The sequence below is a fragment of the Paractinoplanes rhizophilus genome (genome assembly GCF_042664765.1).
Classification (GTDB): domain Bacteria; phylum Actinomycetota; class Actinomycetes; order Mycobacteriales; family Micromonosporaceae; genus Actinoplanes; species Actinoplanes rhizophilus.
Genome location: NZ_JBHTBJ010000005.1, coordinates 199366 through 214550, shown reverse-complemented (window position 1 = coordinate 214550; position 15185 = coordinate 199366). Strand labels below are relative to the sequence as shown.

Annotated in this window: 18 protein-coding genes and 1 tRNA gene; 12 read left to right on the top strand and 7 right to left on the bottom strand. The window is 69.5% G+C overall.

Annotation, left to right across the window (positions count from 1 at the left end; genetic code table 11):
* Nucleotides 1-15: 15 nt before the first annotated feature.
* On the top strand, nt 16-645 hold the full coding sequence (locus ACFQS1_RS10115) for a TetR/AcrR family transcriptional regulator (RefSeq protein WP_378966127.1): 630 nt from the start codon (nt 16-18) through the stop codon (nt 643-645).
* A gap of 13 nt (nt 646-658) precedes the next feature.
* On the opposite strand, the gene ACFQS1_RS10110 is transcribed toward ACFQS1_RS10115, so the two are convergent.
* Nucleotides 659-1861 (bottom strand): amino acid deaminase/aldolase, encoded by a 1203-nt coding sequence (locus ACFQS1_RS10110; RefSeq protein WP_378966367.1) that lies wholly within the window; start codon nt 1859-1861, stop codon nt 659-661.
* A 232-nt stretch (nt 1862-2093) separates the two neighbouring features.
* Between ACFQS1_RS10110 and tmk the strand changes: the two genes are divergently transcribed.
* Nucleotides 2094-4313, top strand: coding sequence for a dTMP kinase (tmk, locus tag ACFQS1_RS10105; RefSeq protein WP_378966365.1), 2220 nt, complete (start codon nt 2094-2096; stop codon nt 4311-4313).
* A 9-nt stretch (nt 4314-4322) separates the two neighbouring features.
* Here the strand turns inward: tmk and ACFQS1_RS10100 are convergent, their stop codons facing one another.
* Together ACFQS1_RS10100 and ACFQS1_RS10095 are read right to left on the bottom strand one after the other, a co-directional pair.
* Nucleotides 4323-4856, bottom strand: a complete 534-nt coding sequence (locus ACFQS1_RS10100) for a type 1 glutamine amidotransferase domain-containing protein (RefSeq protein WP_378966124.1) — start codon at nt 4854-4856, stop codon at nt 4323-4325.
* Between the two features lie 224 nt (nt 4857-5080).
* Nucleotides 5081-5539: a DUF2231 domain-containing protein gene (locus tag ACFQS1_RS10095; protein ID WP_378966122.1), complete on the bottom strand. Its 459-nt coding sequence runs from the start codon at nt 5537-5539 to the stop codon at nt 5081-5083.
* Between the two features lie 431 nt (nt 5540-5970).
* On the opposite strand from ACFQS1_RS10095, the gene ACFQS1_RS10090 reads away from it, so the two are divergent.
* From ACFQS1_RS10090 to ACFQS1_RS10060, 7 genes are all read left to right on the top strand, one after another.
* Nucleotides 5971-6417 (top strand): DUF6232 family protein, encoded by a 447-nt coding sequence (locus ACFQS1_RS10090; RefSeq protein ID WP_378966120.1) that lies wholly within the window; start codon nt 5971-5973, stop codon nt 6415-6417.
* Between the two features lie 323 nt (nt 6418-6740).
* On the top strand, nt 6741-7172 hold the full coding sequence (locus ACFQS1_RS10085; protein ID WP_378966118.1) for a DUF6232 family protein: 432 nt from the start codon (nt 6741-6743) through the stop codon (nt 7170-7172).
* Between the two features lie 138 nt (nt 7173-7310).
* Nucleotides 7311-7673 (top strand): hypothetical protein, encoded by a 363-nt coding sequence (locus ACFQS1_RS10080; protein ID WP_378966116.1) that lies wholly within the window; start codon nt 7311-7313, stop codon nt 7671-7673.
* A gap of 79 nt (nt 7674-7752) precedes the next feature.
* On the top strand, nt 7753-7944 hold the full coding sequence (locus ACFQS1_RS10075; RefSeq protein ID WP_378966114.1) for a DUF397 domain-containing protein: 192 nt from the start codon (nt 7753-7755) through the stop codon (nt 7942-7944).
* 204 nt (nt 7945-8148) lie between these two features.
* Nucleotides 8149-9060 (top strand): helix-turn-helix domain-containing protein, encoded by a 912-nt coding sequence (locus ACFQS1_RS10070; RefSeq protein WP_378966111.1) that lies wholly within the window; start codon nt 8149-8151, stop codon nt 9058-9060.
* Nucleotides 9061-9169: 109 nt separating this feature from the next.
* Nucleotides 9170-9436, top strand: a complete 267-nt coding sequence (locus tag ACFQS1_RS10065; protein WP_378966109.1) for a DUF397 domain-containing protein — start codon at nt 9170-9172, stop codon at nt 9434-9436.
* Nucleotides 9437-9506: 70 nt separating this feature from the next.
* Nucleotides 9507-10034: a DUF6226 family protein gene (locus ACFQS1_RS10060; protein WP_378966106.1), complete on the top strand. Its 528-nt coding sequence runs from the start codon at nt 9507-9509 to the stop codon at nt 10032-10034.
* Here ACFQS1_RS10060 and ACFQS1_RS10055 read toward each other — a convergent pair.
* Complete coding sequence (locus ACFQS1_RS10055) at nt 10023-11192, bottom strand: geranylgeranyl reductase family protein (RefSeq protein WP_378966104.1); 1170 nt, start codon at nt 11190-11192, stop codon at nt 10023-10025. The genes ACFQS1_RS10060 and ACFQS1_RS10055 overlap by 12 nt on opposite strands.
* A 77-nt stretch (nt 11193-11269) precedes the next feature.
* Between ACFQS1_RS10055 and ACFQS1_RS10050 the strand changes: the two genes are divergently transcribed.
* The 3 genes from ACFQS1_RS10050 to ACFQS1_RS10040 all read left to right on the top strand — a co-directional run bounded on the left by ACFQS1_RS10050 (nt 11270) and on the right by ACFQS1_RS10040 (nt 13305).
* Nucleotides 11270-11836, top strand: a complete 567-nt coding sequence (locus ACFQS1_RS10050) for a TetR/AcrR family transcriptional regulator (protein WP_378966101.1) — start codon at nt 11270-11272, stop codon at nt 11834-11836.
* Nucleotides 11836-13056: an MFS transporter gene (locus ACFQS1_RS10045; protein ID WP_378966099.1), complete on the top strand. Its 1221-nt coding sequence runs from the start codon at nt 11836-11838 to the stop codon at nt 13054-13056. The genes ACFQS1_RS10050 and ACFQS1_RS10045 overlap by 1 nt, the downstream gene beginning before the upstream one ends.
* A 126-nt stretch (nt 13057-13182) precedes the next feature.
* Complete coding sequence (locus ACFQS1_RS10040; RefSeq protein ID WP_378966097.1) at nt 13183-13305, top strand: hypothetical protein; 123 nt, start codon at nt 13183-13185, stop codon at nt 13303-13305.
* 424 nt (nt 13306-13729) lie between these two features.
* On the opposite strand, the gene ACFQS1_RS10035 is transcribed toward ACFQS1_RS10040, so the two are convergent.
* From ACFQS1_RS10035 to ACFQS1_RS10025, 3 genes are all read right to left on the bottom strand, one after another.
* Nucleotides 13730-14302, bottom strand: coding sequence for a PIN domain-containing protein (locus tag ACFQS1_RS10035; RefSeq protein WP_378966095.1), 573 nt, complete (start codon nt 14300-14302; stop codon nt 13730-13732).
* Nucleotides 14303-14318: 16 nt separating this feature from the next.
* Nucleotides 14319-14768 carry a helix-turn-helix domain-containing protein gene (locus ACFQS1_RS10030; RefSeq protein WP_378966093.1) on the bottom strand — a complete coding sequence of 150 codons (450 nt, stop codon included), beginning with the start codon at nt 14766-14768 and terminating at the stop codon, nt 14319-14321.
* Nucleotides 14769-15103: 335 nt separating this feature from the next.
* Nucleotides 15104-15177, bottom strand: a tRNA-Thr gene (locus ACFQS1_RS10025).
* Nucleotides 15178-15185 lie beyond the last annotated feature (8 nt).

Here is a 15185-nt window from a genome sequence, read left to right as displayed (position 1 = left end):
AGGGAGTGGCGACGCGTGTCGACACCAACCGTCACCACCGGGCCGTTGCGGCGCGTCCCGGTGCAGGGCAGAAGCGTTGCCCGGGTCCAGCGCATGCTCGACGCCTGCGCGGAGCTCGTCGATGAGGTCGGCTACGAGGGGCTGACCACGACGCTGCTCGCCGAACGAGCCGAGGTGGCTATCGGCTCCGTCTATCAGTTCTTCCCCGACAAGCGGGCGATCGTGCAGGCGCTGGCCATGCGCAACATGGACGGGTACCTGCAGGGTTTGTCCGCCCGCTTCGGCAGCGAGACCTTCGCCCACTGGTGGGACGGGGTCGACGCGGCCATCGACGTGTACATCCAGATGCACCGCAGCGTGCCGGGCTTCCGCACGCTGCACTTCGGCGACGTCGTCGACGTTCACCTGCTCGACGTCGAGCGCGACAACAACGCGGTCATCGCCGATCGGCTGGCCGAGCTGCTGGTCGACCAGTTCCAGCTGATCGACCGGGCCCGCCTGCGGTTCGCGCTGCAGATCTCGGTCGAGGCGGCGGACGCGCTGATCAAGCTGGCGTTCCGCCGCGACACCAACGGCGACGAGTCGGTGCTCACCGAGGCGAAGGCCCTGATCCGGGAGTACCTGCACCGCCACGTCACCGCCTGAGGGGCCGAACGGCTCACCCCAGGAACGCATGGCCTTCGCCCCGATACGTCGGGGCCGGCGACGCCGTCTCGCCGTCGATCAGCTGGAGCTCGTTGACGTGCTCGCACAGCTCGCCGGCCTTGGCGTGGCGAAACCACACCCGGTCGCCGGTGCGCATCGCGTCGGCGGCCGTGCCGAGCAACGGCGTCTGCACCTCGCCGGCGCCCTCGTCGGGCTTGAACCGCAGCCCCTCCGGTAGGTAGGGCTGCGGCAGGCGGGACCGTTCGGCCGGGCCCGACGCGATCCAGCCGCCACCGTGCACGGTGGCGATGCGCGGCGCCGGGCGCCGCACGACCGAGAGCGCGAAGAAGGCGGCCGGGGTGGGCTGCCATTTCCGGTACGCGTCGAAGAGCGTCGGCCCGTACAGCCCCGAACCGGCGGTGACCTCGGTGACCGCCGGGTCCGAGCCGGTGGCGGCCACGCTGCCGGTCCCGCCGCCGTTCACGAACTCGAGGTCGGCGTGCTGCCGCACCGCCGCGACCGCCTCGGCGCGCCGCTTCAGCAGCTCGGGGAACGACCGGGACTGCATGAACTGGATGGCCCGTCCGCGTAGCGCCTGGCGGGGCGGGGCGTCGCCCACCCCGGCGATCTGCGCCTCGTACGACATCAGCCCGACCAGCCGGAAGCCGGGCCGCTCGACCAGGCGGCGGGCGAGCGCGCCGGCCTGCGCGGCCGAGTGGACCGGCGAGCGGCGCACACCCACGTGCAGCGGCCCGGGCTTCCACGACGAGTCGAGGTCGATGCAGAGCCGTACGTCGGGCCGCTTGCCGGGCGGGGTGACCCGGTCGACCACGTCCAGGTGGGCGGGGTGGTCGACCATGAGAGTGATCGACCCGGCCAGGGCCGGGTCGGAGGTCAGCGCGGCGATCGCCCGGCGATCCACTGTGGGGTACGCGACCAGGACGTCGTCGGTCACCCCTTCGCGTACCAGCCAGACCGCCTCGGCCAGCGTGTACGCCATCACGCCGTGCCAGCCCGGCTTGGCCAGCACCCGCTCGAGCAGCCGCCGGCAGCGCACCGACTTGCTGGCCACCCGCACCGGCTTGCCACCGGCCCGGGCCACCAGCTGGGCCGCGTTGTCGTCGAAGGCAGCCAGGTCGACCGCGGCGATCGGCGTCTCGAGGTCGCCGGTCGCCCGATCGAGGCGCTTCTGCAGCGTCCTGCGGTCTCGGGGGATCACGCGAGCACGGTAACGCTTTCATCGAGCAATGCGAAAGACCTTCACTTTTGCGTTACCCGAACGTGCGAAACCTGTCCGGTCGAGGTCGCCGGTTACAGTGCACCCTGCGGGAATCACGGGAGGTACGGCCATCGACACCGAAACGCGCGAAACCGGACCTGTCGACTTGTCGGGGGTCGCGGCGCTGCGCTCAGTGCTGCGCATCCGGCCGTTCCGGCGTCTCTGGCTGGTGCTCGGCCTCGCCTCGTTCGGCGACTGGATCGGGCTGCTCGCCACGGGCATCTTCGCCGCCGCGCAGTTCCAGAGCAGCGCGGGGCAGGGCGCGGCGTTCGGCGGCACGATCGCCGTACGCCTGCTGCCCGCGCTCCTGCTCGGGCCGATCGCCGGGGTGTTCGCCGACCGGTTCGACCGCCGCTACACGATGGTCATCACCGACCTGCTGCGATTCGTGTTCTACGGCTCGATCCCGATCGTCGCGCTGGTCGGGGCCTCGCCCGGGGTGATCGTCGCCTGGGCCACCATCGCCACGTTCATCGGCGAGACGATCACGCTGATCTGGATCCCGGCCAAGGAGGCCGCGGTACCCAACCTGATCCCCAAGTCCCGCATCGAGATCAGCAATCAGCTCACCCTGGTCACCACGTACGGCATCACGCCGATCCTCGCCGCGCTCGCGCTCTCCGCCCTCACCGCCGGGGTCCAGCAGTCCGGCGTGACGCTGCCGGACTGGGCGCAACCGGTGCAGCTGGCGCTGTACCTCAACGCGATCTCCCGCCTCGCCACCGCGCTCACGGTCTTCTTCGGCATCAAGGAGATCGGCGGCAAGAGCGCCGAGCGGCAGCGCGAGGCCCAGCAGAGCATGTTCCGGCAGTTCCTGGACGGCTGGAAGTACATCGGCAACACCCCCCTCGTACGCGGTCTGGTGCTCGGCATCTTCGGCGCGTTCGCGGCCGGCGGCGTCGTGATCGGCGCGGCCAAGACCTTCGCCACCTCGCTGGGCGCCGGCGAGGCCGCGTTCTACCTGCTCTTCGGCGTCATCTTCATGGGCCTCGCGGTGGGCATCGGCCTCGGCCCGATGATCATCCGGGAGTTGTCCCGGCGCCGCTGGTTCGGCATGAGCATCGTGCTGGCCAGCGGCTCGGTGATGTTCCTCGGCGTCGCGTTCCACCTGTCCATGGCGCTGGCCGGGGCGCTGCTGGTGGGCGCGGGGGCCGGCATGGCGTTCCTGGCCGGCACCACGCTGCTGTACGGCGAGGTCGACGACGCGGTCCGCGGCCGGGTCTTCGCGGTGGTGCAGATCGGCGTGCGGATGGTGCTGCTGCTGGCCATCACGCTCTCCGGCTTCCTGGTCGGCCTGGGCAGCTCCCGCCGGATCGACCTCGGCGCGATCAGCGTCGACGTCAGCAGCACCCGGGTGCTGCTGCTGGTCGCGGGCGGGATCGGCATCTGGGTCGGCATCAGCTCGTTCCGGCAGATGGACGACAAGCGCGGCGTACCGGTGCTCGCCGACCTGTGGGGCTCGATCCGTGGCCGCCCGCTCGCGCCGGCCGAGGAGTTCGTCCGCGCCGGGGTCTTCGTGGTCTTCGAGGGCGGTGAGGGCGCCGGCAAGTCGACCCAGGTGGAGCGGCTCGCGTCGGCGCTGCGCGAGCAGGGTCGCGACGTGGTGGTCACCCGCGAGCCGGGCGCCACCGACGTGGGCGCGCGCATCCGCCAGCTGGTGCTGGACAAGAGCGAGTCGCCGGCGCCGCGGGCGGAGGCTTTGCTGTACGCGGCGGACCGCGCGCACCACGTGGCGACCGTCGTGCGTCCCGCGCTGGCTCGCGGCGCCGTGGTGGTCAGCGACCGGTACGTCGACTCGTCGCTGGCGTACCAGGGCGCGGGCCGTACCCTGCCGGTCTCCGAGATTTCCTGGCTCTCCTCGTGGGCGACCGGCGGCCTCAAGCCCGACCTGGTGGTGCTGCTCGACGTCGACCCCGGGGTCGGCCTGAGCCGCGTCGACGCGCGCGGCCAGGGCCAGGACCGCCTCGAGGCCGAGTCCCGCCAGTTCCACGAGCGGGTCCGGTACGCTTTCCTCGACCTTGCCGCCGCCGACCCCAAGCGCTACCTGGTGCTGGACGCGGCCCGCCCGGCCGACGAGATCACCGCCGCGGTCGCCGGACGCCTCGACGGGCTGCTCGCGGCGTCGCCCCCGCACCCGGCACCGGCGTCCACCGCGCTACCCGACGGCCCCGACCTGACCGCGCCCGACCTGACCGCGCCCGACCCGACCGCCCCCGACCCGACCGCGCCTAGCACCCCGTCTGGCGATGTCGAGCGTGACGCCGCTCGGCGGGAGGGCGCCGGGCGCGCCGGGCGCGCTGGGGACGCACCTGGCGCGCATGAGTCGGCGCTCGAGGAGATGGCGGAGCTGCTCGGGGTGGAGGACGAGAAGCCGCCGCACCGGAGGTGACCGCGGTGCCTAGAGCGCGCGCAGCAGCGCGTCGCTGAAGGCCTCGAGGTCGTCCGGCTTGCGGCTGGTGATCAGCTGTCCGTCCACGTGGACCTGCTCGTCGACCCAGGTGGCGCCGGCGTTGGTCAGGTCGGTGCGCAGGCTCGGCCAGCTGGTGAGCGTGCGGCCGGCCACCACGCCGGCCTCGACCAGGGTCCACGGGCCGTGGCAGATCGCGGCGACCGGCTTGCCGGTGGCGACGAACTCGCGGACGAACCGCACCGCGTCGGGGTCGGCGCGCAGGAAGTCCGGGTTGGCCACGCCGCCGGGCAGGACCAGCGCGTCGTAGTCGGCGGGATCCGCGTCGCCGGCCTTCCGTTCGACCCGGTAGGTGCCGGCCTTGTCCATGTGGTTGACGGCCTGGATCTCGCCGTCCTTGATCGAGACGAGCTCGGCCCGGCCGCCGGCGCCCTCCACGGCCTTGCGGGGTTCGGTGTACTCCACCTCTTCCACGCCGTCGGTCGCCAGGAAGGCCACGCGCTTGCCCTGAATGGAAGTGCTCATCGTGTCGTCCCTTCGTCGTGTATCTGCTATCGCCGTTCCCACCGGACGCAGCGGCAAACGACGGACGCCGAGTTCTCCGGCGGCGGGGCGAGGCGGGCGGAGCCCGCGAGCCCGAGACGCCACGACGGGTCAGCCCGGCGCGGGCGGCACCTGGCGCGACGGCGCACGGACCTCGCCGTGCGCGGCGTCAACCGGCCGATGCTCGTACCGGTAAATGCTCTTTTTTAATAGCCGCGATTGCCGGCGGCGGCCTTGGCGAAGGCGGGAGTGCGGCCGTGGGCCAGCTCGCCGCCGAACCACAGGCCGAAGCCGGAGATGGACAGCGCGACCAGTTCGATCAGCAGCAGGCCGACGCCGGCCGCTCGGTCGTCGTTGCCGACGCGGACCATGAGGATGACGGCGAACAGGACCAGCACGCCCATGTTGATCAGGACGCGCAGCACGCCGATGCGCTTCGCCACCGGGCGGCGGACGAAGGCGAGGTCGATGGCGCCGGCCACCATCGCGAGGAATCCGCCGACCAGGCCGGCCACGATGTTCCAGTACGCCAGCGCGCCCAGCAGGCCCGGGCCGCCGAGCAGGTTCGCCACGTCGAAGATGACGGCCATCGAGAACAGTCCCAGCGGAAACATCACCAGGATGGGTTGCACCGCTTGACCCGCGATGCTCAGGCGGCTCTCCATGCGGTCATCGCCCTTCCTACCTGCGTAAATCCTCGGTTCGTCGTGGCATCCGTGTTGAGGCCTACCCGGTGCATACGTCAATGAAACGCCGCAGAAGGGCAGGAGTGACGCGCGCTACTCCGGCTAACCGGCTTGTACGCAATCTGCAACATAGCTGATTGAGAGGTAGCGGAGAGCGGGGTGGCGTGGTTCACTATCAACAGAGCAACTGCCCCCAAAAAACGGCAACAGTCCCGAGCAACGGGCGGAGTGAAGGGGAGACACCTCGACGGCACCCGGCGGCAACCGGGTGCCGTTCTCACCTCTGGAGCTCCGTCGTCGAGACGACACTCGACAAGAAACAGCGACACGAGCGAGGCGGGGAATTCTCTCTTTGCCCATGGTGGCTCGCATATCCCTGACTCGCAAGGCAGCCAGGGAGGGAGTTCGCCATGCGTATCTACTACCGTGCGCCTGACGTGGTCGTGACCAGCGAGCTCTTCGTCCGGCACGGACCGTCGCCCGGACGATTCGCGATCCACGACCTGCGCGATGTCGGCATCTCACCCGCCGTTCCCGAGGGTGTCCGCCCCGGAGCCGTCGTTCTCCCCGCCGCCGCGGCCGTCCTGGTCGCGGCGGCGGTCATCTCGGTGGCCGGCGGGGTGCTGGTCGCGCTCGCCATCGCGGTGTTGGCCGGCGCGGCCGGCCTGGTCTACGCGATGGTGTGCCAGCACCGGCCCCGGCGCTGGGAGCTGCGCGCGACCTGTCGAGGCCGCGAGGTGATGCTCTACGCCTCAACCGATGCCCGGGTGTTCCACCAGGTCGGCCGGGCGCTGCTGCGGGCGATCGAGGCCGAGCGGGAGTCGCCGCCGTACGCGGACCGGGCCGCGGCCGCCTGAGGACGTCGGCTTCGTGCCACGTCTTCTCGCCCGCGCGGGTCTCATCTGCGGAAATGCTGATCGCGTCGGATCGGCTTGTGCGCAGTCTGCTAGATGGCAGGTTGAACGGTAGCGGTGAGACTGGTGGCCATGCTGTACTCGACGCAGACAGTCCGGAGGGCGGATTTTCGGAGGGGAGATCCAGAACGGCACCTGGCGGCAACCAGGTGCCGTTTTCCTTCTGCGGGAATGCTCGCCCGAGTCAAGCGAGGTGGGAATTCTCTCTGCGCCGCCACCGCGGCCCGCACTTCCTTCCTCGCCGGAACAGCAGGGGGAGGACGGAAATGCGCACCTACTATCGCGGACCCGACGCCGTCATCACCGAAACCCACTTCGTCTGGCAGAGCCCGCGCGTCAAGATCTTCGCCATCGAGGACCTGGACGACGTCCGTCTGGAGCGCGCCGTGGCGGGCGCCCCGTCGGGGGTGGAATTCGCCCTGGGCTTGGGCCTGCTCCTCCTCGCGGTCGTCGCCGGCTTGAAGTTCGGCGCCCTGGCGGCCGCGCCGCTGATCGTGGCGATCGTCGGAGTCGCCCTGTTCGCGCTGCGGCGCCGGAGCAGCGGGCACGCGTGGGAGATCCGGGCGAGATACCGCGCCGAGGACGTCACCGTGTACACGTCGCCCGACCCGCGGATCTTCAATCAGGTGACGCGCGCGCTGCGACGCACGATCGAGCGACGCGCCGTCCGGCACTCCTATGGCCTCGTAGCGGGGTAGTCGCCCCGTCTTTACCAGGGACGATAGCGCACCGTCAAGAATTGATGACGCAATGATCGGCTCGAAATTTGAGGAAACGCCGTATGCGGATTTCCCATCTGGTACGACGGTAAGTAAGCTATCGCGCGACCTCGCTGGATGCGGCATGGCATCCAGCGACGTCGCAGGTTATCGGCCGTACCCATCATCGTCTTCTCGAAGCTGAAGGACCTCATGGTCGAGGTTGACGCGCTCACTGATGCGCGACGTCGCTTGCGCGCGATGCGGCATGCGCCGGTGGCGCGCCCCGTCGGGGTCGCCGGGAAGACGGGCCGCCCCGCGCGTCGCACGCGCCGGACCCGGGCCGCGGATGCGGCTTCCGAGGATTTCACGATCACCAGAGTCGCTGCGATCGGCTTGGTCGCGCGCTGTGAGGATCGTTGGCAAAAGCTCTGGAAAACAGCCGATCGGAAGAATGACACGATCATTTTGTCTGGAGGCGCATCAGATGAGTTGGGATGACGACAGCATCGTAACCATTCCAGGGATCGCAAGGTTCTAGCACGCGAATAATACCGCCGACTCGGAAGGTCAGGCTCAAGTGAACACCGATCAGATGCCACAGTGGCAGAAGAGCAGCTACTGCGGCAGCAGCGCATGCGTCGAGGTCGCGCAGACCTCGGACGCCGTTCTTGTTCGCGATTCCAAGAACCCGCAGGCCGCACCGCTCGCCTTCACCGCCGATGAGTGGGTGGCCTTCGTCAAGGGTGTCAAAGCAGGGGAGTTCAACTAAACGACTCGCCATCGGCGGCTGCGCGGGGTACCGCAATCGCTCGTCTCGCCGCGGGCCGTTCTGAGGGTCGGCCGCCGCACATGGATTCGACGCAATATGTTGTTCCGGTGCGGCGGTGTATAACATGGTGCCATTGCTGATCACGCGGGGCGACCAGCGAGCCGGCAGGTCCGATGCGCGGCAGGGAGGGATTGGCGAACAGCAGTGGCCGACGAGGTTTCGCCGACGATTGCGCGCTATAAGGTGCGCCTCGCGATACGTGACGCCCGCGAACGCGCCAATGTGACTCAGCCGCAGGTGGCCGAGGCCATGGAGTGGTCGCTCAGCAAGGTCATTCGCATCGAGAACGGCGATGTCAGCATCGCGCCCAACGACCTCCGGCCCCTGCTGACCTACCTCGAGGTCCGGGATCGCGGCACCGTCACCGAGCTGCTCGAGCTGACCAAGATCGCGCGGAAGAGGCCCCGGGGCGAGTGGTACCAGAAGCCCGGCGTCAAGGAACACATGACCGGCCCGATGCTGCGCCTGGTCGAGTTCGAGGCCGAGGCGGTGGAGATCCGGTACTACCAGGTCTATTACATGCCCGGCCCGCTTCAGGTGCCGGCGTACACCTGGGCCAACCTGGCGAACTTCGAGCAGGGCGACATCCCGCTGGAGACGCGCCGGCTGCGCGCCCAGGCCCGGGAGCGTCGCCGCGAGGCCGTTCTGTCCCGGCTCGGCAACGGGCTCCGCATCTATGCCCTGCTCGACGAGTCGGTGCTCCTCCGGCCGATCGGCGGCCCCGACGTATTCCTGCAGCAACTCCAGGACCTGCACGATCTCATGTCCGCCGAAAAGATCAATTTGCGGGTGCTCCGGTTCGACAGCGGCTACACGGTGACCAACAATGCCACGTTCGACCTGCTGACCCTCGAATCGGGGAAGGATGGCGAGCGCAACGAGGTGCTGTATGTGGAGACCGGGTTGCAGGACGAGATCGTCGATGATCGTTCGGTACCGAAGTACCACGATCGTTTCGACAAGATCTGGCATGCCGCCGCCACCGAGGACGAGACGCTCGAATTCATCGCCGACCGCATCAAGGCTCTCCAGGATCAGGTACGGGCGACGGGCTGACGAGGGATGGGATGTCGGTAAATGCGACATTGCGCCTTAATCAGGCAGTACGACGTGCGGCAATTTGCTCGTTCTCGGATGAATGTGGCATAGGCGCATATTCACTCATGTGAACTTCTCCGGGCTCTTCCGACGCTCCCTTACCGTGGATGGCGGGAATCGTCTGGAGGTGTGGAAATTGAACAGGCTGACCGAACACACACAGTGGCGACGATCATCGCGGTGCGGCAACAACGCCTGCGTCGAGGTGGCCGAGGTCGATGGCCGGATCCTGGTACGCGACTCGAAGAATCCGGGCGGGCCGGTGCTGTCGTTCACCGTGGCGGAATGGCGTGCCTTCGTCGACGGGGTCGGCGTCGGCGAGTTCCGCTTCTGAGTCCTTCATCATTCGCCAACGTCCCTCGTACCGGCAGCCGCCCCTCGCCGGGCGGGGCATACTGGCGCAGGTGAGGGCCTACCCGAACGCCACCGATACCGGACGCTTCGCGGTCTTGCACGACGCGGCCGAGACGCTGCTCGACGATCTGCACGAGCGCTACATGGTGGAGCGGCGGGAGAGCAAGGAGTGCCTGGGGGCCGAGGAAGCGCTGGTGCGGATGGTGCGGCTCATTCCGCGTACGCCTGCGGCCGGGCCCCTCGCGATCGCCTTCACCGACTTTCCGGGGCTGATGGTCCGCCTGGGCCGCTGGTGGGTCGACATCCTGCCGGCCTGCGGATGCGACGCCTGCGCCGAGGACCCCGCCGAGCTCATCGGCATGCTGCGCGGCCAGGTCGGGGCGCTGATCGAGGGCGGGCTGTGGGAGCGCGTCCGGCGCGGGATCGGCGGTTCCTGGTTCGAGACCCGGCTGACCGGCGTCGGGCTTACCGCGCGCCGCGAGGGGCCACTGACCAGCCGGGACGCGCGGGATGCCCGGCGCGGCGGATTCGCCGCCCCGGTGCTGTGGGCCCCGTGGCCGCGCCGCCTATGCGCCTAGGAATTTGACCGCGGCGCGGATGACCGGACGCTCGATGGCGCTCGCCATCGCCAGCTCGCCCCGGCAGAACATCTGAAACGCGCGCCAGCCGACCGGAACAGCCATGGCGGTGTGGATCAGCATCGGCCGTCGCATCTGGACGGCGAGCAGCCGGCGGCCGGCGGCCATCTCGGGGGCCAGCTCGTTTTCCACCCGCTGCTCATAGGCGGCCAGGTCGCCGGACGCGGCCGCGGCGCCGGCCCACGAGCCGGAGCGCAGGGCGAAGCTGATCCCCTCCCGGGTCCACGGCTCGAGCAGGCCGGCCGCGTCGCCGGCGACGATCACCCGGCCGCGGCGCAGCGGCGCGTCCGGGCGGCGGCAGCGGGTCAGGTGGCCCGAGTCGCGCACCACGCGGCGGCCGGTCAGGCCGAGCTGGGCCACGAAGTCGCGCAGGTATCGCTTGGTCTCGGCGCCGTGCCCCTTGGTCATGATGACGCCGACCGTCAGCTGGTCGTCCTTCGGAAAGACCCAGCCGTACGAGCCGGGGACCGGGCCCCAGTCGAGCAGCACCCGGCCGCGCCACTCCCGGCGGTCCTGCTCGGTGGCCGCCAGCTCGAGCTCGAGGCCGAGATCCTGCTGGTCGAAGGAGACGCCGACGTGGCGGGAGGTGACGCCGGCCGAGCCATCCGCCCCGATCACCGTCCGGGCGACGATCTCCTCGCCGCCGTTCGCGCCGGCCAGGCCGACCGTCGCGGTCTCGTCGTCCTGGGTGATCGACCGGACCGGGGACTCCTGGCGGACGGTGGCGCCGGCCTTGACGGCCGCCTCGTACCAGGCGTGGTCGAAGTCGTCGCGGCGCACCATGGTGAGCAGCGGGCCGCCGCGGGCGCGCCGGGTGAAGGTGCGCTTGCCGCCGCGGGTGAAGGTGACCGCGTCGATCGTGTCGCGGCCCGGGACGGTCCCGAGGCGGGGCTCGGCCATCGCGAGGGACGTGCCGATCAGGCCGCCGCCGCAGGTCTTGTAGCGCGGATGGGTCGAGCGTTCCAGCACGATCGTGCGGGCGCCGGCGGTGGCCGCGGCGTGCGCGGCGGCCAGTCCGGCGGGTCCGGCCCCGACCACAGCGACATCCCAGATCACGAGCGGAGAGTCTAGCCAGGCGGGTTGTGTACGAGCGTACATATGCTGTGTACGATCGTACCTATGGACACGGTGGTCGCCGTCGGCAACCCGGCGCGGGTGATCAGGTCGGTGGAGCCGTGACGACCATTCCCGCGGCCCGGGCGCCGCGGCGATACGACCCGGAGCGCAAGAGCCGGATCGTGGACGCGGCGATCGACGTCGTGGCTGCCCATGGCGTCGCGGGCACCACCATGCGCCGGATCGCGGCCGCCGCCGACGTGCCGCTCGGCTCGCTGACCTACCACTTCGACGGCCTCGACGACCTGCTGGCGCACGCCTTCGAGCGGCACGCCGAGCGGATGTCGCCGCTCTACCAGGCACGCTTCGACGACGTACGCGATCGCGACGGCTTCATCGAGGCGGTAACCGATCTGATCCACGGCGGCGCGGGCATGGGCTCGCGGGACTGGGTCGTCGCGTACGAGCTGTATCTCGCCGCCCTGCGCAACCCCGCGCTCCGGAGCGTGACCGAGTCCTGGATGCGGCGGTCCCGCGCCGTGCTCGAGCGGTTCGTCGACCCGGTGACCGCCCGCGGCGTGGACGCCCAGATCGAGGGCATGGTCATGCATCTGACCCTGTCCACCGCCACCTTCGACCGCGCCGACACCCGCCGGATCGTCGCCCGCCTGCTGGAGAACTCCTGATGAGCACCACCACCGAGATGGTCGCCACGCCGGTCCGGCAGGCGACCCGGGCCGTGTACGCCGCCTTCATCATGCTCGGCTTCGCCGGGGCGAGCTGGGCATCGCGGATCCCGCAGGTCCGCGACGAGCTGTCGCTGACCCCGTCGCGGCTCGGCTTCGTGCTGCTCGCCATCGCGGCCGGCTCGGTCGTGGCACTGCCGCTGGCCGGTCAGATCGTCGCTCATTTCGGCTCGCGCCGCACGGTCACCGCGATGGCGGTGATCCTCTGGATCGCGGTCACCGGCGTGGCGTTCGGCTACCAGTTCGGGGTCCTGCCGGTGGTGCTCGGCCTGTTCTGCTTCGGCTTCGCCAACGGCGCCTGGGACGTCGCGATGAACGTCCAGGGCGCGGTGGTCGAGCGGCGGCTCGGCAAGGCGATCATGCCGCGCTTCCACGCCGGCTTCAGCGTCGGGACCGTGGCGGGTGCGCTGGTCGGCGCGCTCGCGGTGGCGGTGCATCTGTCGGTCACCATCCACCTGCTGGCCGTCGGCGTGGTGGTGGCGATCGTGGTGATCGCCTCGGTGCGCTCGTTCGGGCCCGACGAGGATCCCGCGGACGTCGTGCCCGACCAGCCCGCGCACGCCGTTTCCGCGCCGGCCGGCCGGCTGCGCCGCACGCTCGCCACCTGGCGCGAACCGCGGACCGTGCTGATCGGGCTGTTCGTGCTGGCCTTCGCCTTCACCGAGGGCGTCGGCATCGACTGGATCAGCGTCGCCATGATCGACGGGTACGGGGTGTCCGCCGCCGTCGGCACGTTGGCGTTCGCGGTGTTCCTGGCCGCGATGACCGCCGGCCGGTGGTTCGGTCCGGGCTGGCTCGACCGGTACGGCCGGGTGCCGGTCGTACGGGTGCTCGCGGTGGTCAGCGTCGCCGGGCTGGCGCTGTTCGTCTTCGGGCCGTGGCCGGCTGTGGCCTTCGCCGGGGCGCTGTTGTGGGGCTTCGGGGCGTCGCTGGGCTTCCCGGTCGGCATGAGCGCGGCCGCCGACGACCCGGCGCATGCGGCGCCCCGGGTGAGTGTCGTGGCCACGATCGGCTACTGCGCCTTCCTGGGCGGGCCGCCGCTGATCGGCTTCCTGGGCGACCACTTCACCGTGCTGAAGGCTCTGCTCGCGGTGATGGTGCTGCTGGTGGTGGCGATCGCGCTGGCGAGCTCGATCAAGCCGCTGAAGGCACGGACTTGAGCTGCACCTGTCAGATTGGGAACAAGTCGCCTACCCCTCCACCCGCTGTCGCCGCGTCCCGGGCGGCGAAAAACCGAGGTCGCCGCACGTATCGCTCGACAGGCCGCGACTGCTCACAACTTCACGGTGGCGGTACACGACCTGAGCATCACGACACCGCCGGGGCTCGCCGCAGCCCTCGACTACGACGTCATCTTCTCCTGCGTCGACCGCCCCTTGCCTCGCGGCGTCCTCAACGTCATCGCGTAAGCCGACCTCATCCCGGTCATCGACGGCGGCATCGCCCTAGATACGCTGCCAAGCAGGGAAATGCGAGGCGGTACTCGGCGAGCGTATGCACTCGTCCCTGGCCGCCCCTGCATGGTCTGCAATGGGCAACTCCGGGTCAGCGAGCTCAGCCTCGATCGAGCCGGCCTCCTCGACGACCCCGAGTACATCAGCCAATCCGGGATCAACACTGGGGCAGGTGGTCCGAACGTCGCAGCGCTCGCCGCGTCCGTCAGTGTCGGGCTCTTGGCCCAGTTCGCCATAAAGAGCGGCGCGTACTGCCCGTACGAGAACGCGACCGCGCACGGTGATGCACGGCAGGGTGCTCGCTGACGACAAACGCGCGCTGCGAGAGCGAACTTGACGTCGGCGTGCAATTGGTGGAAGTCATCGTCCGGATAAGGGCCTATTGATCCCGGTCGGTCAGCATCGTCTGTAGGCGCTGGGCGAATACCGGCACGCCCGCCTTGGCGAGGGAGTCGGTCACGTCGATCGCGGTCATCAGCGGTCGGCGTTTCTCGTCGGCCAACCGGACAACGGAGTTGAGGACCTCATCCGGCCAGGCGTCGAGCAGTTCACACAGATAGTCGTCCGGCGTACATACCCGCACCCCGCGGGATGTCAGTTCATTCGCCGGGAAGTCAGCAAGATTCCAGGTCACGATCGCAACGGCACGACCGGCGACGGCGGCGGCCATGTGTACCCGGTCGTCGGGGTCCTTGCCAGGCATCTGGTCGATCAGATGGACGTACGCATGCTCGAGCACCTCGCTGTCGCCGAAACACTCACGGATCGCGGCCGTGATCGCAGCGGCCGAGGCAGCCGATCGGCGTTCGGCGCGCACGATGACCCGTTCCCACTCGGCCAATAGTGCCTGTGTCCAGAGCACCTCGTGCACGCCGTCCTCGGTCAGCGCCAGCATGAGGTCCATGACTGAGAACGGAAACAGCACATTGGTGTCGACGAAGACTCTGGTCATCGCGAGCGCTGCCGGATCAGTAGGGGAGATCGGCGGCTTGAACCGCGTCCGCGATACGTCGGCGGCCCGCCCGGCGGCGTTCGCGCCGTGCCTGGAACTCCAGCACGTCCGCAAGACTCACCACTCGGTGCTTGCTGTCCGGCAGGTGTTCTGACGGGATGTCGCCGGCGTCCAGCAACCGGGCCACGAACGGCCGGGACAACCCGAGCAGTTCCCCCACTTCGGCGGGGGTAAGGCGGACTTCGGTGGCAAGCACCGTGACGCCGTGGCCTTGCGACAACTGGCCCGCGGAGGCAACCAGCACCGCCACCAGGGACTCGGGCAACGCGATTTCCTCCCCGTCTGGCATTCGGAGTATCGCCTGGGAGGCCCCGGCTACTGCTCGACTGACTGCCGCCACCCGCTCACGATCATCCGAGGTCGGCTCGACACGAGTCGCCTCACCCAGCACGCTGGAACGCGCCATCTCAGCCTCCTCGCACTGGCCATATCCGAAACAACTGTAACCGACGATGAGTCTGGCGCCTATATAGCCGCCGTTCCGAACACGGTCCCGGGCCGCCGACGATGACGCACACGGAAGAAGATGCCATCGGGCGAGACGCGGCGAGCAAACCGCTGGCCAGCCGGGGCCTAGAGGTGCCGACCAAGACTGCTCGGACAGCGGGATCCGGCCCACAAACTCGGGGAGATTTGATGCGCTGAGGGCAGTACCGAGGTGATTTTCGGGGGATGACTCAAATCTTCATCGATAAAAAAGATGCCCTGACCTGCCTCTCCGCTGGTCAGGTCATCACTCTGAGCCGCCTGACGGAATCGAACCGTCGACCTACGCATTACGAGTGCGTCGCTCTGACCGACTGAGCTAAGGCGGCAACGATGG